Genomic DNA, 24,980 nt, shown 5'->3' with positions numbered 1-24,980 from the left:
TAATTTTTATTTTGAAAACATGCATTTTCATTGAAATAATGAAATGCAAAAATATCATGAAGACCTGTGAAATGGAATTGCAAAGTTTCAAGATGTTTTTAAATCAACAAAAAATTAAATCTTAGGCGGTTGCCAGATATGGTTGTAAACCTGATAGGCAAAATTGTTTTTCTGAAACAGAATTTTCTTAGAAAAATAGGTCTGAATTTGTTTTGGAACATTGATTACAATATCCATTTTAAAAGCTGTAACCGTAATCTGGCAGCAGTTGCAAACGCATAGCGGCGAACAGATATCGCTTTTATCTTTTGAATGAGATTCGGTGGATACTAATAATAATTGTGTTTCTGAACCCGATTGTTTTTGCACATCTTCGCAAGGCATTACCGATAATACCGCAAAGTACATTGCTAAAACTAATCTTAATAAATTCATTTTTATAAATATAACCTTTTTTCAGAAATTAAGGCATAATTTATTTGCTTTTTTTAGAAATAAATCTTTTAAATGTGAAAGAATTCATATTTTTATACAATGAAAGTTTTAATTGTAAACGGTCCCAATCTAAATCTTTTAGGCACAAGAGAGCCTGAAATTTACGGCAATGTTTCTATGGAAAATTATTTGGAGAAACTGAAATCTGAATTTTCTTCATATGAATTAAATTATTATCAATCTAATATTGAAGGTGAAATCATCAATAGAATTCAGGAAGATGATTTTGATGCTTTGGTGATTAATCCAGGAGCTTTTACGCACTATTCTTATGCGATTGCAGATTGTTTAAAGAATATTAAGAAACAGAAAGTTGAAGTTCATATCAGCAATATTTACAAACGAGAAGAATTTCGTCAGAAATCTGTGACGGCGGCTTGTACGGATGCGGTTTTATCAGGTTTTGGGATGGATGGATATCGATTGGCGATCTTAAGTTTGAAATAAGAATAAGTCATAAAATTAAGATGCTTCGGCTTCGTTCAGCATGACATTTTTTAATACTAATTTGTTTACTTTTAAAAGCATATTTATAGGGCTTAAAGCTAATAAAGTTGTACCATTTGAAAAATATATAAAAAAATCCTCATCAAATTGATGAGGATTTCTATATTTAGTTAGTTGTCTGTCCCTGCAATTGAGGACCTGAAGCAATCAGCTTTTTCGCTTCGTCATTCCCGCAATACTGATCAAAGTTTTTGATATATTTTGCAGCAAGATCTTTTGCTTTCTCTTCCCATTCCGCAACATCATTGTAAGTATTTCTTGGGTCCAAAATACCTTCAGAAACATTTGGCAATGAAGTTGGAATTTCAAGATTCATGATAGGAATTGTTGTTCTTTCAGCTTTTTCAATCGATCCGTCAATGATAGAATCAATGATTGCTCTTGTATCTTTTAATGAAATTCTTTTTCCTGTACCATTCCAGCCTGTGTTTACCAAATAAGCTTTTGCACCATGCTCTTTCATTTTTCCAATTAATGTTTTAGAATACATTGTCGGATGCAAAGTCAAGAACGCTTCACCAAATGCCGGAGAAAATGATGGCTCAGGTTCTGTGATTCCTCTTTCAGTTCCGGCTAATTTTGAAGTATAACCGCAAAGGAAATGATATTGAGCCTGATTTTCATCTAAAATAGAAACCGGAGGCAAAACTCCGAAAGCATCAGCAGAAAGATAAACAATCTTACTTGCATGACCCGCTTTAGAAGGTAAAACGATTTTGTTGATATGATAAATCGGATAAGAAACTCTTGTATTTTCTGTAATTGAGCCATCCGTATAATCAGAAACTCCGTTATTAACCACAACATTTTCAAGAAGCGCATCTCTTTTGATAGCCCTGAAAATATCCGGTTCTTTTTCTGCTGACAAATCGATTACTTTCGCATAACATCCGCCTTCGTAATTGAATACTCCGTTGTTATCCCAACCATGCTCGTCGTCACCAATTAAATATCTTTTAGGATCTGCAGACAAAGTAGTTTTTCCTGTTCCCGAAAGCCCGAAGAATAACGCTACATCTCCTTCTTCACCCACGTTTGCAGAACAGTGCATTGATGCCATCCCCTTCAAAGGAAGATAATAATTCATCATCGCAAACATTCCTTTTTTCATTTCTCCGCCATACCAGGTTCCACCGATAATCTGAAGTTTTTCAGTAAGGTTGAACATTACAAAGTTTTCAGAATTTAATTCCTGCGCCTCCCAGTTCGGATTTGTAGTTTTAGAACCGTTAATTACTGTGAAATCCGGCTCTCCATAGTTTTCCAGTTCATAATGAGAAGGACGGATAAACATATTGGTTACAAAATGCGCCTGCCAAGCAACTTCAACGATGAATCTTACTTTCAGTCTTGTATCAGCATTTGTCCCGCAAAAAGTATCTACAACATAGATTTTTTTTGCAGAAGAAAGTTGATCAAGAACCAAACCTTTACAAGATTCAAAAATTTCAGGAGTTGTAGGCAAATTTACTTTACCATCCCAGAAAATAGTATCTTTCGTTACATCATCCTTTACAATATATCTGTCTTTAGGTGAACGGCCTGTGAAAACTCCTGTTTTTACCGATACTGCGCCAGATTCTGTAAGTTCAGCTTTTTCAAAACCCTTATTTTCAGGCGAAACTTCAGCTTGATATAATTCTTCGTAAGAAGGATTATAAATTAATTCGTACTCTCCTTTAATCCCTAATTTTTGTAAATCCTGGACGATTTTAGCGTTTTTCATTTTACTTATATTTTCTTTTTCTTTTTTTTGCTTAACAGAATTAATATTAACTAATTGTTAAAGTTCGATAAATATAATGATATAAGTGAAAATGACAAATAAAAAAACCGGCTTGCAAATATCTGATTACAAATCAATTAAATCACTCCATTCAAAAATGGTGATAAAACCTTTTCCCCAAAAATAGTCCTTAAAGCCTTCAAATTTTGTGCTCATTACAAAATCTCCGCCCCAAGCTCCCAAACTTTTAACAAAAGAAGGACAGTCTGGGAAATATTGGCTCTTAACTGTCGGAATTCCAATAAAATCCGAAATCTTTTGCTCATGTATCATCATTAAGTCAGAAAAGTTTTCCAATTCATTACATAACAAAATATTTCTTGTGAGATCAGAAAATTCATCGACCAGATTTTGAGACTTTATTTTAGACTTATACAATTTGATTCCTTCCCTGCTGTCTTGTTTCTGATTAAGATGAATAAATAGTAATTCGTTTTTAAATTTCGGATTAAAATTTACCTTTTCGAAGTGAATTTCAGGTTTGTTTTGGTAAAGAACTGCAGATTTTGCTTTGGCAACAGCAATATCATAACCACTTCCCCCAAGACTTATGGTATTTAAATAAAAAGGATCGATTTCAGCCCATTCCGCAAGATTATTCATCAGAGTTGAGCTGCTGCCAAGACCAAAGTCGGCAGGAAACTGAAGATTTGTTTTTAAATGGTAAGTAAAATTATTTTTGAATTTAGTTTCAGAAAGCTGCTGAACGTTTTTAAGTGTTTTTAAAATAAATTCAGCACTTGAAGGAATATTGGCTTCGAGAATCTGCCAATTTTTATAATCAATGACTGCTTTTAGCCATAATTTGTCTTGATGATAAGCTTCCCAAAAAACCAATGATTTTTCATCTTTCTTTTCTTCAAAGAAAAACTCTTGTCCCAGCTTTGTTGGTATTGCTAAGACAAGAGCACCGTCTACAGCGAAATATTCAGAAGTAAGCATTAGCTTTCCAGGTGAAAATATCTCGCCCATAATTGTTTATTTATATTGCAGAAGCAACATCTACAGAACCGTCAATCTTCTTGATCAATCCCTGAAGCGTTTTTCCAGGTCCTACTTCTATGAATTTGGAAGCACCATCTTTTATCATATTCTGAACAGACTGAGTCCATTTTACGGGACCTGTCAATTGTGCGATCAGATTTTTTTTGATCTCGTCGGGATCTGTAACAGCCGTTGTTGTAATATTCTGATAAACAGGAATCGTAGCATTTCTGAATTTTGTAGTTTCAATAGCCGCAGCCAATCTTTCCTGTGCAGGCTGCATCAATGGCGAATGAAATGCTCCGTTTACAGGTAATAATAATGCTCTTTTTGCGCCGGCTTCTTTAAGTTTAGCGCATGCTTCTTCTACTGCTGTTGTTTCTCCTGAAATTACCAATTGTCCTGGACAATTGTAGTTGGCAGGAACAACAATTCCATCTATAGTTGCACATATTTCTTCAACTTTAGCATCATCCAATCCTAAAATTGCAGCCATAGAACTTGGGTTTGCGTCACAAGCTTCCTGCATTGCTTTTGCTCTTTCGGAAACCAACTTCAAACCATCATCAAAAGACAGGACTCCATTGGCTACTAATGCTGAAAATTCTCCTAAAGAATGTCCTGCAACCATTTCAGCTCCAAGACCATTTACTGCTTTCAAGGCAGCAACCGAATGTATAAATATAGAAGGTTGCGTAACCTCAGTTTTTTTAAGATCTTCATCTGCACCATTGAACATGATGGAAAGAATATTAAATCCTAAAATTTCATTGGCAGACTCCATTAGATCTTTGATGTCTTTACGGGAATCGTATAATTCTTTTCCCATACCCACAAACTGTGAGCCTTGCCCAGGAAATACAAGTGCTTTCATTTATTGATTTAAAATGTTAATAATAGATTATTAAAACAAGAATTGCTTCTTATTTTATGGAACTAATCTTATCACTCGGAAACCAGTATTGACGTAGGCTCCGTTTGCTTTAGATTTAATAAATTCGAATTTCGTTGCAAGTTGTGTTTGTACTTTATTCATGTGTTTGAATATCTCGCCCTTTTTATTTTCTCTGGACAACATATCATTCACAACATCAAAACCGATAACGGCATATTTTGGAGGAGTTTTACAATATTTGGCTTTGTAAGCTGCTAAAATTTCTTTTTCAAAATCCCCTTCTGTGTTTATTGTTCTGTCCATCAGATAAACAAGACTTACCTGGCTCAATTCATCAATCTTTTTCTCAAAACTTGGAACTGAATACAGGCTAAAGGCTTTTATGCCCTGAACTTCTTTTGAAAGAGCGATTACTTTGTTTGAAAAACCTTCGCCCACGCTATCATTATCACTTGCCAAAATAGCAATCACAGGTGCCGATTGCCCAGTCATCATATTTTGATCCAAACGAATATCTGACGCAGAACTTACGATGGTAACATTGGCATTTTTAACGGCTTTCTCAAGATTTGATTTTATATAATTGGCATTTTCTTTTTTAGAATCCGCAACGATATATATTTTTTGATCTGAATAAACTGTTTTTACTTCCTCAACAATTTTATCGGAATAGGTTTTATCACTTGTTTCAAGGATAATTAAATTACTGTAGTTATATAGCTCCGGAGAGTTTGCAAATGGCGCAACTACAGGGATTTTCTGAGTTTTTGTGAAATCTAAAAGATCAATTACATTCGATTTAAAGAATGGACCGATAATTAAATCTGTATTATTCGGATTTATTTGCGTCAACGAACTCTTAAATGAAGCTTCATTCCCCGAATCTACAATTTTAATGTCAAGCTTTTGCCCTTTTGCGGCATTCCTTTCAATGGCTAATTTGGCTCCGGTAAGGAAATCCATGGCCATACTTCTGTATTGTGTTTCATTGGTGCTGTACCCGAAAGGCAGCATCAGAACAACACTTAACGCATCTCCGCTTTTTTTCACATAAGCTGCATCAAGCTTTTTAATTTTTAAAACCATTCCGGTTTTTAAACCTTTTGCCAGATCAGGATTAAGCGCAATCAGCTCATCAATGGAAATTCCGAATTTATTTACAATTGAGAAAACGGTGTCGCCCTGCTCAACGGTATATGTTGCATATTCATCCTGATCGGACGAAGCATTGCCTGAAGAAGTTCTCTCGTTTCCTGAATCTATCGTCGTTTTTGTATTGCTTTTTGTTTCTGTGTCAATTGGCTTATCAACTGGTTTTGTTGTAGTAATTGCTACTTGCTGTTGATTTCCGCCATATTTTTTGATCCTTTCAAGAGGTAATATTATTTCATCACCAATCTTCATGTGAGAATCCAATTCCGGATTTAATTTCCTTAAATCTGTTTCAGAAATTCTGTATTGTTTTGTAATACCGTAAATAGTTTGCTTTGGCTGAAGAATGATTTTCCCGAGCTGTGCTGAATTTGAAGAAGCCGGCTTAATATTTCCGTTTTTTACGGTAAGAACATCGCCTATCGCCAGTTTTCCGTCTTTAACTTTCGGATTGAGCGTCAACAACTCGTTTACAGTTATTCCATATTTTTTTGAAATATTGTAAGGAGTATCACCTTTTATCACCGTGTGTGTTTTCTGAGCAGATAAGCTCAAAAACATACATAAACCAGACAGTAAAAAAAACCTCTTAATCATTTTCGATATTATAATTTACAAAAATACTTCTTTAAAATTAAATGGCAACAATTATTAATTTTGACTGCTCCACTTCCATTTTCTCCAAGCAAGCTTCAAGCCACGAGTAACCGTAATCTGCAAAAAAGACAGAAAAATTATAAATTCTTTCCTGCCATGTTTTTGCCGGATGAACATCTAAAAATAACATTTCTAACCGTTCCAACAATTCTTTTTGCTTAATTTTTTCAGCATGGAGCAATCTTTTTTTCATTCTTCTGAAAGATTTCAGCTGTCTTATTTCTTCAGCTTTCACCATATTGCCGAAAGATTTTTCAGTATTTTCAGCTAGAGATCTGAGTTCAGAAAAATTGTTGATAATAAGATTTTCTTTTTCATCAAGGCTTTCAAGGATAGAATTATTTTCTAAAATTTTGGCATTGGTAATTTTAGTAAAATTCTGAAAAAAATCTTCAATTTTCAAATCAAGCTTTTCTATTTTTCCTAAAGTTTTTTCTTTTATAAACAGCATAGAATTCCTCGGAATCAAGATCGGGAAAGGAATATTTACTTTTGAAAAGTAATCTTTAAGCTCCAGCCAATACATTATTTCAGCATTTCCGCCGATATATGCCAAATTCGGCAAAACTTTTTCCTGATAAACCGGTCGCATCAAAGCATTTGGACTAAACTTTTCAGGGGAATTTTCAAGCTCATTTAGAATTTCTTCTTCCGTGAATTGTATATTTTTGTCGACAACAATGTATTTTTTGCCGTCAAAATCTATTCTGTCTCTCGTTTCTGAAAGGTAAAATAAATTAACTTCTCGCGGATTTACCTGAACTTTGCCGTATTTTTCAGTAAGAAAATCTACCTTTTCTTTGGATTCTTTTTGAAGGCTGAAATTTAAAAGTTCGTCTTTAAAAATATCTTTAATCTGATTTTTTAATTCTTTAGAATCTCCATCAAGAATTAATAATCCAAACTCTGAAAATAATCTGTTGACTAAAATTCTGATGGCTTCCGTTAAAGTATTTCCGGCTTTATAGGCTTCTTTTAGCATTAAAATCAATTCCGTTCCGAAGATTGAATCTTTAAATTCTTTTTCAAATTCAGAAATGAAAAAAGTATCATTTATCTTGATTCTTCCGACTGCTCCGCCCGAATTTTCATTGATTTCATAATAATTATTTTCTGTTTTAAAATGGTTGATTTCGGCAAAATCATGATCCTCCGAAGCCATCCAATAAACAGGGACAAAATTGAAATCCGGGAATTTCTCTTTAAGAAAAGTACAGGTTTTTATCGTCTGCAAAATTTTATACACGAAAAAAACAGGCCCCGAAAACAGATTCAGCTGATGCCCGGTTGTAATTGTGAATGTATTTGGTGACTTTAAATTTTCTATATTTTCTTTCTGTTTTGAGGAAAGAGTAAGATGTGAAAGCTGATTTTTAAAAGTTTCAGATACAATCTCTCTTTGAGCAGTGCTGAAAAAATTCTGTTTTAGATGAATCTGCTCTGAAAAATTATCAAATGAAAAAGTGCTTTTTTCAAAACCATTAATCTTATTATTTAAAAAGTCCTTGACAAGCTGAGGAATACTTTCTATTTCCGAAAATGCTATTTTATTTACTGTTTTCAACTTTTTAGATTTTAGTTGAACATATACCAAACAATTCCAATATTCAATCTAAAATCGTAGACCGGATAATGCGGAAATGCATAGGCTTTATTATGTGAAATAAGAGTTCCCATTTGCTGTCCTTCGATGAAGAAAAACATTTTTTTTACCTTCAAATTAAAGTAAACATCTGCAATCGGCTGGCCTCCAATGGAAAAAGAATCTGCGCTCGGCAGAATATATTCGTTGAGTATCGGAAAATATTCACGTGACGCAAACTTTGAGAAATAATAAACTTTGATCCCTGTTTGAATTTCAGCGGCATTTTTGAAGGCTTTAGACTGAAAGAAAAAATTGGCTCTTCCAATAAATGAAGGCATTGGCAACAGATCTTTATTCGTCAAAGCACTTTGAAACTGAAGTCTTGTATTCAAATGAAATTTACCGTAATCAAAAGTCGCATCGCCCCCAATTTGAGATATATTCAGAGAATTTTCACTTTGCCGCGGCATTGCACCTGCATCAAAATAGGTATAATTGTCGATTCTGAAATAATTGGCAAACAATTCTGTTTTAAACCATTTTAGATTGACATTTCCTCCAATTTCTGTGATTGACTGATTTTTTGCATCCTGTAGAAAATAATTAAAATTTCTATAAACAGAAGTATTCGCCAGATAATTGAACGACGGATACACGCTTTGGAAGTTGACTTTAGCATTGACAAAATAATCTTTTACAGGTTCAAACTTTACATTATTTGTCGTTTTCAGATAATTTCCGAACTGATTTCCTTTTGAAAATTCCAAAAACGAATTAAGCTGAAACTTATCAAATAATTTTACCTGTAAATTTCCTACAGCACCCAATCTATTTTCTTTCAGCTCTGCAGGAACTTCTAAGAAAGGTATTGAAGTATTATTTAAGCCGAATTTTAGCATTTGATACCGAAGACCTGCATCCAATTTAAATTTTTCATTATCAAAAACTAAACTTACCGTATTGCTGAAATTATTTGAATATTTTTTAGAAGAAATAGGGAAATTAGCTACAATTTCAGATTGCGTGTCATACCAATAATCTTCTAAAGCACCTTGATGATAAAAATATTTATTTCCCTGATTAAATAAAGTATGCCGTATTCTGAAAGGAAATTTCTCCGAATTGAAAGGGGTCAATTGATGACTTAGATAATATCTTCTGTAAGAAAATTCGGAATTGCTACTATTCAAATTGACTTGTGCATTAAATCTGTTACTGAAATCACTGGCGCCGTCCTGAAAAAGGTTATCGTCAATGATTCCCCCACTTTCTTGATTATCGACATTTTGATGAAGATAATGTGCAAACAATTCATAGTTTCCGCTTTTTGATTTGTAGTGTCCGGAAAATAAAGTATTGTTATTTGCTGCCAAAGAGTTACGATACATTCCCTGAGAACGCAACCCCATATATTCGACCGCAAAATTAAATCTCTTGCCAATGTTTTGTGTATAAGTTGACTGCAAAGCCGCGCCATTTCTCATCGCCGTATGATAAATAAATGTAGCCGTCGGCGTTTTCACATCATAATAACGGACATCATTAATTCCTAAAATACCATAAGATTTGTTGGAAGGCAAAAGTGAAAGATTCTGTTCAGAATTCACCTCGTATGAAAGCGGATTAAATCCTGCACCAATATTCGCAAACTGCACTCTTCCAAAATTGTCCCGGTTATTATATTGAGAGAAAATATAAGTTTTATCAAAAGTCATCACCGTATCAAACACTTTCTTCTCAGAAAATTGTGTCTGATATTGATAATCCTGAATCGTTGGTTTAAATATCTTTAAAGAATCCTTAGCCCCGGAATCTATAACCAAAGTATCTTCCAGCTTTTTTTCCAAAGTGTTGGAATCTGTCTTGTTGACGATTACCTGAGCTTTGAAAAAAGAGGTGAAGAAGAATATGAGGATGAGTGTGTATTTCATTAATCTTTTTTGTAAAGCAAAAATAAGAAATAAAAGGAAATAAAAAACCCACATAAAATGTGGGTTTAATAAAGTATTTCAATTCAATTAATTTGAATATCCAGGATTTTGAACAACTGGTGTACCAGGTACGTTTATTTCTGCTCTAGGAATTGGGAAAGCTAATAAGTTAGTACCAACTGGCCTTACAGTTCCTGCAGCTCCAGCTGTAGTTCTTTGAGTAATAGGCTGTCCTCTTCTAAGTAAATCAAACATACCAAAACCTTCTCCTACAAGCTCTTTCTTTCTTTCTTGATAAATGTCAGCCAATGTAACAGAAGCTACTGGAGTATAGTTTAAAATTCTATTTTGCAAAATAGTATTATAGTATGTTACTGCCTTGCTTGCTGTTCCTCCATTAAGCTCAGCTTCAGCACCATTAAGCAATGCCTCCTCATAACGTACCAACTTAATATTATCAAATGTATTGATATATTTACCATTTAACACCAGCCCTGTAGTAATTCCATTTAATCTTATATCATTTGTACTATAAGAAGCCCTAAGTGCAGATAAAACCCTCATATTTCCATAACCGTTTGGTGCGGGTAACAATTTATATGAAGTTGAAGTAGTCCCTAAATCACCCAATGTACCTATAGCAAGTTCAAACATTACATTTTGAGCCGAAGTACTTCTGAAGCTATTAGCATAATCACCTCTTCCAATTACTGAATACCTGTTTGATGCAACAACATCATTTACTAAAGTTCTTACCCTTGCAAAATCTCCTTTATATAAATAATATCTGGACATCAATGTTTTTACGGCTATTGTATTCAGAACTGTTTTATCATTGAAATTATCCAATGTAGGAGACATTAATGCAATTGCCTGATCAAAGTCCGCCTCAATCTGAGCTCTTGTTTCAGCAACGCTAGCTCTTGGTTGCAAAGCTTCAGGATTATATTTGGTTGGAATCACAACTCCTAATGTCCCACCTGCATATTCTTGACCATATAATCTTAATGCATCAAAAAAAGCTAATGCTCTTGCAGCGTAAGACTGACCTTTCAGATATTTTTCTTTATTAGCAATAGCTACCGGATCAGTGCTTGCTTTCCAAGTTAATGGTGTTGGAGAAGAGTTATTAATTACTAAGTTAGCTAACGCAACTGTTCTATACATTTGAGTATAAGGCCCAGTTGCATAACTATCACTAGATAACATTGAATAATTACTTACTGTGTTATAATATCCACTCGCATTATTTGAGTACATATTATCACTTCTTATTTCAGAAATCATTGTAAAATCACATCCGTAATAAGAAGCAGCTCTCATTGCATTATATTGCCCTCTAACCGTTGACTCCATTTCTTCAATTGAAATAAGCGGTCGCTGTTCAATTGATTGAAAGAATTCTGTCTCTATAAAATCTTCACTGCAAGAAGTCAAAGCAACTCCTACAGTTAAGCACGCAAATGCATATTTAAATATACTGTTTTTCATTTTTTCTTATTATTAAAATTGTAAATTAAACCCTAAAGAATATGTTTTCTGAACAGGTAAATTAAGATTGTTAGTCGTGTTAAGGTTATTTTCCGGATCAAATCTCAATGTATCATCATAAAGATGTGTCCAAATATTATTACCCTGAACATATACTTCAAAACCAGTCATTCCTGTCCCTTTCAATTTATCAGCACTAAATTTATATCCAATTTTGACATTACTCAGTCTTAAGTAATCTGTTTTGGATAAAAACCTAGTTGACAACCTATTGGATAGAGTTGAGTTGTTATAAATTGGTTTTGGATTAGCTGCATTGGGATTATCAGGTGTCCAGAAATCCAATTGATCTGTCGATCCTGGAAAACTAAGAGAATACTGCCCATCTGATGATGTGTAATTAGCCCAATCGTTGATCACTTTCCCTCCAAATCCATATGTAGCCAACGCCTCCAAACTGAAGCCTCTATAAACAACTCTAGTATTAATACCTCCGTAATATTTAGAAAAATTATTACCTTGTACAGCTAATTCAGCTTCATTATAATTGGATGTGGTTTCACCATCAACTCCATTTTTATACCATAATGCGCTTCCATTCGAAGCATCTACACCCGCCCATTTTCTCAAATAATATGTTCCAACAGCTTCTCCTTCTCTTAAAATTGTTGCACCCCCAATAATATCTTCACCTCCATACAATTCTGTAAGCTCATTATCTAATGTACTGAAATTTCCACCCAATGACCAATAGAAGTTATCTGTGTTAAAAATTTCTCCGTTAACAGCAAATTCAAAACCTTTATTCACCAAAGAACCAATGTTTCTATCCATAGAGGCTAAACCTTGTGCAAGTGATAAAGGTTGTGAAAATACAAGATCCGTCGTTTTTTTATTATAATACTCAGCGGTAAAAGTTAATCTGTTGTTGAATAAACCGGCATCAATCCCAACACTCAAAGGCTTAATTACCTCCCATTTTAAATAGGGATTATAAACCCCACCATAAGTAGCAGCAGCAAAATCATTATAGTTGGTTGTAAAGCCTAATAAAGAATATGGACTGCTTGAAATTTGGTTCCCTACTTTACCGTAGGAAGCTCTCAATTTAAACAGGGATATCTGTTCCAATTCTCTAACAAAATTAACTCGCGCAAGATCAACACCTACACCATATGAATAGAAATCTCCCCATTTCTGATCAGGTGTAAAATTCGAAAGAGCATCCCTTCTGTAAGAAGCATCTAAAGTAACTAGTCTATCGAAATTATAGTTAATTGCTGCTGCATAGCCCGTTCTGGAACTTCTTCCTCTTTCTCCAAAGAACGAAGCAGGCTTAACAAAATTTGACAAACTTTCTAATGTAGGAGATCCTACCGCTGTCGCACTTGCACCTACAGCATGATTTTGCCTCTGGTAAGATTCCTGAATCAATCTTACATCAAAGTTATTTTTTTCTCCTAATTTGAAATTATAACTTAAAATATTTTGTAAGTTCCAATTGAAAAATCTTTCAATTGATTCTGTCTTTCTACCGTTAACTTGATAACCGTCTCCATGAATAGGGTTTTGATAAACCCCATTTTCTACATTAAGAAACTCTCCTCCCAATACAAATCTATAATTAAGATTCTTTAAAATTTCATAACTGGCATTTACTGCTGCAAAAACTCTTGCCGTCTCACCTCTATTATAGTTGTTTTCTGCCAAATAAGCGTTATTGAATAAATTGTTACTCAATCTACCATTTGTTCCTAGGTTATAGCTTCCATCAGCATTATAAGCAGCATCGGTTGGTCTGGCAAACAATTCTGTCAACATGGGGTTAGCAAAAGTCCCCCCGTTATTAAGAGTATTAATTTTGCTGTATGCCAATTGAACATCTGAACCAAACTTCAATCTGTCTGACGCATCATAATTTACCTTACTTGTGAAACCCATCCTCTTGAAATCAGAACCTTTAATCTCACTTTCCTGTAAGAAATAATTAGCAGAATTATAATAAGTAACTTTATCATTTCCTCCACTGATGGAAGCATTAATTGTTTGTTGGAAAGCTGTTCTGCTTAAAACATCACGCCAATTTGTATTATTATTGGTCGTGAAAATATTTTTAACATCCGCATTTATATTTCCTGCAACAGCTTCTTCAATAACCTCTTCAGGAGTGAGATCAAAATAATTTGCAAAGGTATGCGACAAAAAATATCTGTATTGCTCTGTATTTAAACCTCTTTGCCCCTCTACAGCTCTGGAATTAGTTCCATATTCAAAATTAACATTAATTTTAGGCTTACCTCTCCTACCGGATTTTGTTGTTATAATCACAACACCAGCACCGGCATCAGCTCCATAAATTGCAGTTGATGCAGCATCTTTTAATACCGTCATGCTTTCAATATCATCGGTATTTAAGTTTGCTAATGCATTTGCTGTGATAGCACCTCTGGTCAAATCCCCGGAAGTAACCCGGATACCATCAATTACATAAATTGGATTTACACCTCCGTTTACCGAAGATATACCTCTTACTCTTACACTGGCAAATCCTCCGGGTTGCCCAGATGCATTACCTGTTTGAACCCCTGCTACACGTCCTTGTAACATTTTATCTACAGATGCAACAGGAACGTTTTCAATAGCATCAGACTTAATCGTTCCTACCGCTCCAGTTAATTCTGAAACAGTTTTTTTTTGCCCAAAACCAACCATTACAACTTCTTCAATTTGTGTTTCTTTAATGGTATCCTTTTTTGCTTCCTGCGCAAAAGCAGCCTGTCCTAAAAAGAACAAAGCTCCTGCACTTAATACACGTAGTTTTACATTCATATTAACAAATTTTAATATTATTTATTCACCAAAGATGTTAATTTATATTAATATTTGCAAGTATTTTTTTGATTTATTATTATTTTATACTACAGGCAATGATTTTAAATTTAATAATTTTACGTTTATTTATTGTTATAATATTATCATAATTTTTTATAAATAAAAAATCCCCAAAAAATTGGGGATTTAAAAATTAATTTAATAATATTTTAGTTTGCGATTATTATAAGCAGCTCATTATAATCTTTCTCGTTTTTAAATTTGCTTTTTTTAAAAATCTGGTTTATTTCAGTCTTTTTATTAGGAAATACCATTAGCAAATCATCTTTTTTTGCAGGAATGAGTTTCTTATCTTCAATATTAAACAAAAAATAATCCGTCTTAAGATTTGAAAATTTTGAAGATGTGTTCTGACTATATCCATTGTCAGAAATTTTACCTTGTGTAAATTTAATATTCTCTTTTTTCAGAATAACAAAATTATTTTTCTCATTTGAAGATTGAATATAATAAGTCCCGTTAACAAGTCTAATTATATGTTTATCATTAATATTAAAATATTCTATATTAGTCTTTGGAATTTTAAAATAATCATCGTCTCTTTTTAATATAATCTCATCATTATAAATATTATAACGCAAAAGATGAACACCTTCTTCACCTTCAATTTTAGATGGTAGAAAATTCTTTTCTAAAAAAGGTGAGCCTTCATAATCATTATTATCTAGATCTGTAACACCTATCTTATTTAATGCATTTGACGTCAGTGTACTATGATGAAGATTATGCAATACTGTACTTTGAGAAAAATAAAGATTACAAGTTAAAAAAACTGCTGAAACTAAAATAAATTTCATATTTAATTTTTTAAAGTATCCTAATTACCGACAATCAAATCTGTAACATTAGCAAAATTACCCGCACTTACAAATGGCGTATATACTAAAGTAATTTTTCTTGTACAGAAATTAATTGTTGAAGGTGTTGTTGTCACTTGTCTCATACTTACCATCCCATAGTTAGGATGCATGTAACCTGTCTGTTGGCTGTCAAAAGTAATAACTCCGGTTGATGGGTCATATTTTAATTTGATATCATAACCATTAGCATAATAATCTTTCAAAAGTAAAGTATTTGCCTCTGTTCCAGCAATAATTTCTATAGGATATGTAGCACCACCAAAGAAAGGCATTGTCGATTCAAAATTACCTCCTAAAAAATAAGTTAGTGGGCATTTTAATGCTACAGTCATTGTATGAACAGGATTAATAGTAGCGCTTTTGATTGTAGGTGAGGAAAGTCTGAATACAGCATTCTTTCCTTCAGGACTTGCTCCTGTTTCCAATAATTTAATGGATATTGTCCCATCAAATTTACCTGATGGATTGCTTGATCCCATAAATTCAAAATCTACACCTTCTTTAAGTTGAGAACTAGGATCTACAACTAAACTTACTTCGGCATTATCTACTTTTGCTAAAGTTCCATACTTCACTTGTACAATTTTAGAACCACTTCCTTGATCAACAAGTTGTTGAGAACTTGAATTATAAAAAGTAAGCAAAGGCTCATCGTCGTAAATAATTTTCTCATTTGAGCATGATGATATACCTAATAAGAAAACACATAAATATAAATAATTTGTAATTTTCATTGTAAATGATATTAAGAATTAATAACCAGGATTTTGTACTATTGTTGGATTACCTTGGATTTCTTGCCTTGGAATTGGTAAAGATTTCATACGATAATCATCAATTGGAATAGTTACCGGGATGGTCTTTAAGTCGTCAGTAGGATCTCTGTCAATAGCAACTTGAGCTATAGCACCTAACCTTTTTAAATCTAAGTATCTGTGACCTTCCAGATAAAGCTCTTTTCTTCTTTCCAAAAGTATATCAGCATAAGCTTGAGCTTTGCTTGTATATGTTGGTAAAGTAGTAACTCCTAAATAGTTCCTTGCATCTCTTACTGCTTTAATTCTTGTTGCAGCGGTAGCATAATCTCCTTCTTCAGTAGCACATTCAGCCAAAATAAAATACATCTCCGATAATCTGAAAACCTTAAGATCATTTCTCATAGGCTGACTAGTTTTTCCAGGATACTTATCTATAATTAGAACGTCTTTTACTCTATAATCAGTAATTGTTGCATAGCTTGGGTCGACTTTTGAAGTATGATCTAGGTAAGCAAATCTTCTGATATCACCATTTACACTAGATAATAAATTATATGTTTTTCTGCCCATATCATAAAGAGTAGATCCTGAACTGCTAGAAACGTTAGTATTAAACAAACTACCTATATTTCCCCAACCATTCACTGGTGTTGAAGGTCTGTTCAACGCAAAGATAATTTCTCCCTGAGCAGTATCAACCCACAATTTTTTATATGGATTAGCGGTAGCAAGTGCATTAAGACTTGCATGTGCTGTATTTCCAAAAGCTAAACCTGATGGCGCTGGAGTTGCTGGAGTAAGTGATAATCCCGAAGAACTTAAAACTGCCTCAGCTGCTAATTTAGCCTGCGGATACATTCCTCTATATAAATAATATCTTGCTTTAAAAGCATTTAATAAATTTCTTGACGCTCTGTAATAATTGCTATTACTAGTCAAATTAGCCTCAGCAAATGCAATATCAGCATCAATTACAGAAAATACTTCCGAATTGGCAACTCTTGGTCTTACCTCATCTACTAATGGAACATTGTCAAAAACCATAACTCCTAAAGCACTATTGCTTTTCATATCTGTAGAAAAATAAGATAAGAGTGTAAAATAGTTAAATGCACGAATAAGTCTTCCCTGTGCAATAATATTATTATAGCTCGCCATTTCAGCTGTAGAAGGTGTTATTCTTTTGGCACCATCAAGTAAACGGTTAACTCTGTTGATTGTGCCATAGTTTGAAAGCCAAATGCCTGCAGCAAAACCATTAGTAACATCTAAGTAAAATTGGTGAGCATTCAATTGTAGCTCAGAGTTCTGAGGACCAACTCCTAATTCATCTGTGAATTGTGCTGATAAAAAAATCTCATTCGAATTGTCTAAGCTAGCATATACCGCTCCATTAAGATACTTATCTAGATCTGCAGTAGTCTGAAAAGTCAGATCAGCCGGCATCTCGCCATCCTGAATAATATCAAGAGCGTCGTTGCAAGATGATAAGCTAAATACAGTAACAACTGCTATTATGGATGTTTTAAAAATATTTTTCATATTGAAATTAATAAATAATTAATTAAAATTCTAAATTTGCTCCTAAAGAGAAGGTTCTTGGGTTCGGATAAACACTTAAAGGAAATGTTCCTAATCCTTCAGGATCATAGCCTCTCCATTTACTCCATGTCATTATATTTTCCCCCTGAACAAAAATCTTGGCAGATTTTAATACTGAGTTCTCATTGAAAAATCGTTTAGGTACGCTATATCCTAAAGTAACATTTTTCAATCTTAAATAAGAAGCATCAAATAAAAGTCTGTCTGTAATTGCAGACATAGGTGCATTTAAAGATGGAATATCTGTTTCTTGGTTATCTGGCGTCCATGCATTTAATAAATCTGCAGACACATTATATCCTGCTCTCATATATGCAGGGTTAAGAGCCCAAGTAAGCTGGTTGTCTGATCTCCAGAATTTAGCATGGAAAGAGAAAAGGGCATCCAAAGTAAATCCACGATACTCACTGTTGAAACCAAAACCACCCTGATATTTAGGGAAATAGTTTTTACCTGTTTTTCTTCTGTCCTTATCAAGAGCTGTTTCAGAAACATTTCCGTTAGAATCTAAATAGAGTTCGTTTCCGTTATGAGGATTAACTCCTAAGTATGGCACTAAATTCCATTCCTGAAGTGTTCCACCTTCTTCTAAAAGTAAAGATCCGGTCGTTACAGGAATTAAAAGCTTTGTTATTTTAGTTTCATTATAAGATGCATTGGCAAAGATGGTAAATTTAGCATCAGGCTTATTTACAATATTATATCTCAAAACAGCCTCTACACCTTCATTTCTTAAACTACCATAGTTCCCTCTGTACTGGTATTGGCTGGTAATAGCAGAAGATGGAATATTATAATAAAGCATATCTGTGTCTTTGCGATAAACATCTACATTACCTTCAAGCTTATTATTTAAAAACTTAAAATCTAAACCAATATTGGCCTGGGTTAATTCTTCCCATTGTAAATAAGGATTTGCTATATTCCCAACAAAAAAACCAGGTGTGTTTGAATATCCGTTTCCTACAACATTTAAATCCCTAACGATGGCAGCTCCTAAAAGCATTGCATTAGTATCATCACCTGCACCAATTACGTTAGCATTTCCCTGAGTACCATAAGAAGCTCTTAATTTAAGCATATCAAAGAAAGAACCCATAAAGTTTTCTTTATCAATATTCCATCTACCACCTACAGACCAAAATGTCCCCCATTTATTGCCTGGTGCAAATCTATAGTTTCCATCTCTTCTTAATGTACCGGTAAATCCATATTTATCAGCGTAATCATAATCAGCGGTTGCAAAATAAGCCAAAGCACCGGCAGTGATCTTATTTGCTCCGACAGTCGGTATGTAGATATCTTTTACAAGATCTGGTGCGATATAACCTGTTCCTTGACCAATTGCAAAGGTTTTAGGATCTAAGCCATTCTGCGTCTGGGAGTCAGCTAGGTAATGAATTTTGTTATATTCTAGATATGCGCCCAATCCTACCGTATGCTCACCAAAAACTTTATTAAAGTTCACACTGGTTACTGTTGTAAAATTCAGTTCTCTGGTATTCCCTATAGTTTCACTACCTCCATATTCAGTTGAATTTTGTGCTGCTACAGCTAATGAAAGATACCCGTTAGGATGTCTTCCCGCCATTGAATTTCCTATTTTCACATCAGCACCCGTTCTGTTATTTAAAGTGAAATCATCTGAAATTTTGTAAGATGTTGTTGCACTTGTAAATATTGAAGTTTCGTTAAATCTACCAAAAACTGACTGATCTCCTCTTAAATTATCTTCAAGAACATAAGCAAAGTTACCTGGGTCACCAGAATTGGTACCAATTGCATTAAATAAATCTCTTCCACTAGCGTATTGGCCAGATTGAGTATATGGCAAAGCAAGGAATGTCCCTAATAGCGGATTCTGCACAACATTACCATTAATACCACTATTTGTTTCCTGATTTAATTGCTTTCTGCTTGAATAAGCTAAACCGATAATTGCCGAGTAATTAAACCTTTTGTCATTACTTCTACCAGTAATATTATTTCTAAATGTAAATCTTTTGAAATTTGTATTAGGCACTAAACCTCCTTGTTCCAGATAACCCAATGAAGAATATACCGATGCGTTTTCACCTCCAAAAGTAGTAGAAACATTATGCTGTTGTACCAAATCTGCTTTAAAGAAAACATCTTCCCAGTTTGTATTTATAGGATAGTTTGCAATTTCGGCATCTGACAATGTCGATCCTAATAAAACACCATTGTTTTTTTGAATCTGTAATAGCTGATGAGAATTTGCTAAGTTATATTTATGACTTGGCATAACACTGATACCGGTCATCATAGAATAATTCAGTTTCAACTTGGAATTATACTTTCCTCCTTTTGTTTTAACCAATAATACCCCATTAGCTCCTCTGTTACCATAAATAGATGTGGCAGCAGCATCTCTCAAAATAGAAATCGATTCAATATCCTCAGAGTTGAGGTTTCTGAATTGATTAGCACCTGTTGGTACTCCATCAATAATAACCAAAGGCTCCGTATCAGCAGAAATAGAAGATATCCCTCTGATTACCATATCAATCTTTGCCGAACCAGGCGAACCTGAGTTCGAAGCAATTGTTACCCCAGGAGCAGAGCCCTGAAGTGAACTTAAGAAACTAACATTGGGACGGTTTTCCAAAACCTCAGCAGTTACAGTTGTATTTGCCGTTACATCTTTTGGCTTTGTAGAGGTCCTGTTATATCCCAATACTACAACCTCTTCAATGCTTTTAGTCTGCGTCGTGTCAGTGTCAGTCGTCTGTGCGTTTGATAAGCCATATAAGAAAAATAAAGCTCCAGCACTTAACACCCGTAATTTAACATTCATATTAACAATTTTAACATATTAAAAAGCAAATATGTTAATAAAAATTAACATTAACAAACTTTTAACTGTAAATAATGTAAGAATGTTGTAAATTTCATATTCATAAATTAAATACATTTAAAATTTTCTATAAAAAAAATAAATATTGATAGAATATCAACCATTTATGGTTTTTTAATTACTAACCCTAGCTAAAATCATCTATTTAGAATCATTATAAATTAAAAAAGCCCGCTTAACAGCGGGCTCTCATTATAATATATTTTGAAAATTACTTCAATTTCTTCTTCACAGCAACTTCTTCATAAACTTCAAGAATGTCACCTTGCTCAATCTCATTATAACCCTTTAGGTTCAATCCGCATTCGTAGCCTTTTGTAACCTCTCTTACATCGTCTTTGAAACGTTTTAAACTTTCAAGTTCTCCATCGAATTTCACAATACCATCTCTTAGTAATCTTACTTTCGACTGTCTTGTTACTTTTCCGGTAAGAACCATACAACCTGCAATTGTTCCAACTTTAGAAATCTTGAATACCTCACGGATTTCTACGTTACCGATTACCTGTTCCTGGATTTCAGGAGAAAGCATTCCTTCCATCGCCTCTTTTACCTCATCGATTGCTTTATAGATTACAGAATATGTTCTGATCTCAATTTCCTCACGGTCTGCAAGTTCTTTCGCATTAGCTCCGGCTCTTACGTTAAATCCGATGATAATAGCATCAGATGCGGCGGCAAGATTGATATCAGATTCAGTGATCTGTCCAACACCAGAGTGAAGGATATTTACGCTGATTTCTTCTGTTGAAAGTCTTTGCAATTGATCAGAAAGTGCTTCAACAGAACCATCCACGTCACCTTTAAGGATAATATTTAATTCTTTGAATTCACCTAAAGCAATTCTTCTTCCCAATTCTTCAAGCGTCGTATGTTTTTTAGTTCTGATAGAAAGTTCTCTTTGAAGTTGCTCTCTCTTATTAGCGATAGCTTTACCTTCACCTTCATCAGCATATACACGGAATTTGTCACCTGCTGTAGGCGCTCCGTCTAGACCTAAAATAGTTGCCGGAATAGAAGGTCCTGCTTCTTCAAGGTTTTTTCCTCTTTCATCAAGCAAAGCTTTTACTTTACCATGATTTTTACCCGCTACAACATAATCTCCAACTTTTAAGGTTCCGGTTTGCACCAACATTGTTGCCACATAACCTCTTCCTTTATCTAAAGATGCTTCAATCACAACACCTTGTGCAGCACGTTCAGGATTAGCTTTTAGTTCAAGCATTTCTGCCTGAAGCAATACTTTTTCCAATAACGAATCTACATTGTTACCGAATTTTGCTGAAATCTCCTGAGCCTGAACATTTCCTCCCCATTCTTCCACCAAGATATTCATTCCTGAAAGTTGTTGACGGATATTGTCCGGGTTTGCACTTGACTTATCTACTTTATTGATTGCAATAATCATTGGCACACCTGCAGCTTGAGCGTGAGAAATAGCTTCTTTCGTCTGAGGCATCACATCATCATCGGCAGCAATCACAATAATTGCGATATCAGTAACCTGTGCACCTCTCGCTCTCATCGCGGTAAAGGCTTCGTGACCCGGTGTATCTAAGAATGTAATTCTCTGACCATTTTCCAGCTTCACATTATAAGCTCCGATATGCTGAGTAATTCCACCAGATTCACCTGCAATCACGTTTGTTTTTCTTACGTAATCCAATAATGAAGTTTTACCGTGGTCAACGTGTCCCATTACGGTAACGATTGGTGCTCTTGACTGAAGGCTTTCTTCTGTATCGATTTCATCTTCAGAATCGGCTTCTTCAAGATCAGCATCAGAAAATTCAATTTTATAACCAAATTCGTCAGCTACCAATAACAAAGTATCAGCTTCTAATCTTTGGTTCATTGTAACCATAACACCTAAAGAGAAACAAGCCGAAATAACTTCTGTAGGCGAAACATTCATTAAGCTTGCCAATTCACCAACGGTGATGAATTCAGTTACTTTTAATGTTCTGTCTTGTGCATCAATCTCTTGCTGACGCTCATCCTGCTCTCTACGGTAGGTTCTTTTATCTTTTCTATGTTTAGAAGATTTTGATTTACCTCCTTTATTTGTTAATTTTTCAAGAGTTTCCTTGATCTGGTTTTTAACCTGTTCGTCGGTTAATTCAACAGGCATGGTTCTTTGACCCGGTCTGTTGTTGTTTCCAAAACGGTTTCCGCCACCTTGTCCACCCGGACGGTTTTGCCCACCGCCTTGTCCCGGAGGTCTGTTCCCTTGAGGTCCGCCCGGACGGTTTTGTCCGCCTTGTCCCGGAGGTCTGTTTCCTTGAGGACCACCTTGTCCCGGAGGACGGTTTCCACCCGGACCGTTTTGACCTTGAGGACGGTTTTGCCCACCCTGATTATTTCCGCCTTGCTGGTTTCCAGTATTTTGGTTTGGACCGCCAGGCTTCTCAATTCTTTTTCTCTTCTTTTTGGCTCCAGAATTTGGTTTTGGCGCAAACTGAGTTAAATCAATTTTTTCACCAACAATTTTAGGCCCGTCAAGCTTCTGATAAACAGTTTCAATTTTTTGAGACTCCTGAGGTTCTTCAGCAGCAGGCTCACTTTTCTTCTCCTCCACTTTCTCAATTGGTTTTTCAACCGGTTTTGGTTTTTCTTTTACTGGTTCTACCGGTTTTACTTCCGCTTTTACCTCCTCAACTTTAGGTTTATCTTTTTTGGCAGGTCTGTTTCTATTTCCCTCAATTTGAGACAAATCTATTTTATCCAACACTTTAAATTCCTGCTTTTCCGGTGTCGGTTTAGCTTCAGAAACCGGAGCCGGTTTTTCTTTGGCCACTTCTTTTACTTCTTCCTTTACCTCTTTTTTCTCTTCAGCAGGAGCAGGAGTTTCAATAGCCTCAGGCTTTTTAGGTTCCAAATCTATTTTACCTAAAATCCTGGTTTCTGGTTTATTAGCTTTAGCTCTTATTACTTCAGGTGTTTTCTTTTCTTCAATTTCCAGTTTTTCTTCAGGAACTTTAGAAATAACCACCTCATGGGAAGCTTTACGTTGCTCGCCGTCTTTGGCAAACTCAGCTTCCAATGCAGAATATGCCGCTTCTTCTAATTGAGCGTTAGGATTGCTTTCAACCACGAAATCTTTAGACTGCAAAAATTCTACAAGTCTCGACATCGATATGTTAAATTCCTTAACCGCTTTATTTAATCTTATTTTTGGCATCTATATTATTTACTGTTTTTTTAATTTTTAAAATTAAAGTTTTCTTTTTACTGTTTATTAAAATTTATTTCAAAATTTTAATCTTCAAATTCCTCCTTCAATATACGTTTTACGTCTTCAATGGTTTCTTCTTCCAGATCAACCATTTTCAAAAGACTTTCTGTGTCTTTATCCAATACAGATTTTGCAGTTGTAAGACCTACTTTCTTAAACTCATCCAAAATCCACTGCTCGATATCGTCATTAAATTCTCTCAAATCAACATCATCATCTTCGCTAGCTTCTCTGTACACGTCAATCTCATAACCTGTCAACCATGAAGCCAATCTGATGTTTTGCCCTTGCTTACCTATTACTTTAGAAATCTCTTCAACCGGAGTATAAACCATTGCATAGTTTGTCTCTTCGTTTATTTCAATCTTATTAATGGTAACATTTCCTAAAGCTCTTTTCACAAGAATTTCAGGATTTTTGGACCACTGAATAACGTCGATATTTTCGTTTCTCAATTCTCTTACCACACCATGAATTCTTGATCCTTTTACTCCAACACAAGCTCCTACAGGATCTATTCTGTCGTCATAAGCGTCAACGGCGATTTTTGCTTTCTCTCCCGGAATTCTTACTGCTTTTTTAAGAATAATTGTTCCGTCCTGGATTTCAGGAATCTCTAATTCCAATAGTTTCTCCAAAAATTTCGGAGCTGTTCTTGAAATAATAATCTGTGGTTTTGAGCCTTTAAAGTCTACACTTTCTACAATGGCTCTGATGCTTTCACCTTTTTTAAAGAAATCAGACGAAATCTGGTTTTCTTTTGGTAAAATAAATTCATTTCCTTCATCATCAAGCAAAATAACATGTTTGTGACGAATATGGTGAATCTCTCCGATTACAATTTCCCCGATTCTGTCTTTAAACTGCTCGTATAATGCTGCATTATTATGCTCCTGCAATTTCGTAGCCAATATTTGCTTTAAAGTAAGAATATTTCTTCTTCCAAGCTGAGCAACAGGAATCTCCATTGTAAAATCTTCACCAACTTCGAAAGTCGGGTCAATTTTTTTAGCCACGGAGATTTCAATTTCCAGATCATCATCTTCCGACATTTCGTCTTCAACGATTGTTTTATTTAAAAATATTTGAAAGTCACCTTTGTCAGGGTTTACAATTACATCAAAATGATCATCAGAATCGTATCTTTTTCTCAAAAGAGTTTTCAGTGAATCTTCAATAATTGCCATCAGATCGATCTTACTGATCCCTTTTTCGTCTTTAAAATCACCAAAGGATTCAATCAACGCTATATTATCCATTTATCTTTTTTCT

The 24,980-nt window shown here is 34.4% G+C and carries 16 protein-coding genes; 1 reads left to right on the top strand and 15 read right to left on the bottom strand.

What is annotated here, in order from left to right; all coding sequences use genetic code 11:
* Positions 1–114: 114 nt before the first annotated feature.
* Positions 115–435, bottom strand: coding sequence for a DUF6660 family protein (locus AC6CHK_RS03090; protein WP_498093454.1), 321 nt, complete (start codon positions 433–435; stop codon positions 115–117).
* 99 nt (positions 436–534) lie between these two features.
* Between AC6CHK_RS03090 and AC6CHK_RS03085 the strand changes: the two genes are divergently transcribed.
* The gene (locus AC6CHK_RS03085) at positions 535–942 is read left to right on the top strand and encodes a type II 3-dehydroquinate dehydratase (protein ID WP_498093452.1); all 408 of its coding nucleotides are present in this window, start codon (positions 535–537) and stop codon (positions 940–942) included.
* Between the two features lie 166 nt (positions 943–1,108).
* Here the strand turns inward: AC6CHK_RS03085 and pckA are convergent, their stop codons facing one another.
* The 14 genes from pckA to nusA all read right to left on the bottom strand — a co-directional run bounded on the left by pckA (position 1,109) and on the right by nusA (position 24,967).
* A complete protein-coding gene (pckA, locus tag AC6CHK_RS03080; RefSeq protein WP_498093450.1) occupies positions 1,109–2,728 on the bottom strand; it encodes a phosphoenolpyruvate carboxykinase (ATP) in 1,620 nt (539 codons plus the stop codon).
* Positions 2,729–2,854: 126 nt separating this feature from the next.
* Positions 2,855–3,760 carry a GYDIA family GHMP kinase gene (locus tag AC6CHK_RS03075; RefSeq protein ID WP_498093448.1) on the bottom strand — a complete coding sequence of 302 codons (906 nt, stop codon included), beginning with the start codon at positions 3,758–3,760 and terminating at the stop codon, positions 2,855–2,857.
* 10 nt (positions 3,761–3,770) lie between these two features.
* Positions 3,771–4,646, bottom strand: a complete 876-nt coding sequence (gene fabD, locus AC6CHK_RS03070; RefSeq protein ID WP_498093446.1) for an ACP S-malonyltransferase — start codon at positions 4,644–4,646, stop codon at positions 3,771–3,773.
* 54 nt (positions 4,647–4,700) lie between these two features.
* Entirely contained in the window at positions 4,701–6,416 is a 1,716-nt protein-coding gene (locus AC6CHK_RS03065) for a LysM peptidoglycan-binding domain-containing protein (RefSeq protein ID WP_498093444.1), read from the bottom strand.
* A gap of 37 nt (positions 6,417–6,453) precedes the next feature.
* A complete protein-coding gene (bshC, locus tag AC6CHK_RS03060; protein ID WP_498093442.1) occupies positions 6,454–8,040 on the bottom strand; it encodes a bacillithiol biosynthesis cysteine-adding enzyme BshC in 1,587 nt (528 codons plus the stop codon).
* A gap of 11 nt (positions 8,041–8,051) precedes the next feature.
* Positions 8,052–9,992 (bottom strand): putative porin, encoded by a 1,941-nt coding sequence (locus tag AC6CHK_RS03055; protein ID WP_498093440.1) that lies wholly within the window; start codon positions 9,990–9,992, stop codon positions 8,052–8,054.
* 87 nt (positions 9,993–10,079) lie between these two features.
* Entirely contained in the window at positions 10,080–11,483 is a 1,404-nt protein-coding gene (locus AC6CHK_RS03050; protein WP_498093438.1) for a RagB/SusD family nutrient uptake outer membrane protein, read from the bottom strand.
* A 12-nt stretch (positions 11,484–11,495) separates the two neighbouring features.
* On the bottom strand, positions 11,496–14,312 hold the full coding sequence (locus AC6CHK_RS03045) for a SusC/RagA family TonB-linked outer membrane protein (RefSeq protein WP_498093436.1): 2,817 nt from the start codon (positions 14,310–14,312) through the stop codon (positions 11,496–11,498).
* A 212-nt stretch (positions 14,313–14,524) separates the two neighbouring features.
* Positions 14,525–15,172, bottom strand: a complete 648-nt coding sequence (locus tag AC6CHK_RS03040; protein WP_498093434.1) for a hypothetical protein — start codon at positions 15,170–15,172, stop codon at positions 14,525–14,527.
* 20 nt (positions 15,173–15,192) lie between these two features.
* Entirely contained in the window at positions 15,193–15,969 is a 777-nt protein-coding gene (locus AC6CHK_RS03035; protein ID WP_498093432.1) for a hypothetical protein, read from the bottom strand.
* A gap of 18 nt (positions 15,970–15,987) precedes the next feature.
* On the bottom strand, positions 15,988–17,535 hold the full coding sequence (locus AC6CHK_RS03030) for a RagB/SusD family nutrient uptake outer membrane protein (RefSeq protein ID WP_498093431.1): 1,548 nt from the start codon (positions 17,533–17,535) through the stop codon (positions 15,988–15,990).
* A gap of 22 nt (positions 17,536–17,557) precedes the next feature.
* On the bottom strand, positions 17,558–20,413 hold the full coding sequence (locus AC6CHK_RS03025; protein ID WP_498093429.1) for a SusC/RagA family TonB-linked outer membrane protein: 2,856 nt from the start codon (positions 20,411–20,413) through the stop codon (positions 17,558–17,560).
* 271 nt (positions 20,414–20,684) lie between these two features.
* Positions 20,685–23,654, bottom strand: a complete 2,970-nt coding sequence (gene infB / locus AC6CHK_RS03020; protein WP_498093427.1) for a translation initiation factor IF-2 — start codon at positions 23,652–23,654, stop codon at positions 20,685–20,687.
* A gap of 77 nt (positions 23,655–23,731) precedes the next feature.
* The gene (nusA, locus tag AC6CHK_RS03015; RefSeq protein ID WP_498093425.1) at positions 23,732–24,967 is read right to left on the bottom strand and encodes a transcription termination factor NusA; all 1,236 of its coding nucleotides are present in this window, start codon (positions 24,965–24,967) and stop codon (positions 23,732–23,734) included.
* Positions 24,968–24,980: the final 13 nt, after the last annotated feature.

The sequence above is a fragment of the Chryseobacterium sp. GQ58 genome (assembly GCF_059758895.1).
This window is presented reverse-complemented; position numbering and strand designations above follow the sequence as displayed.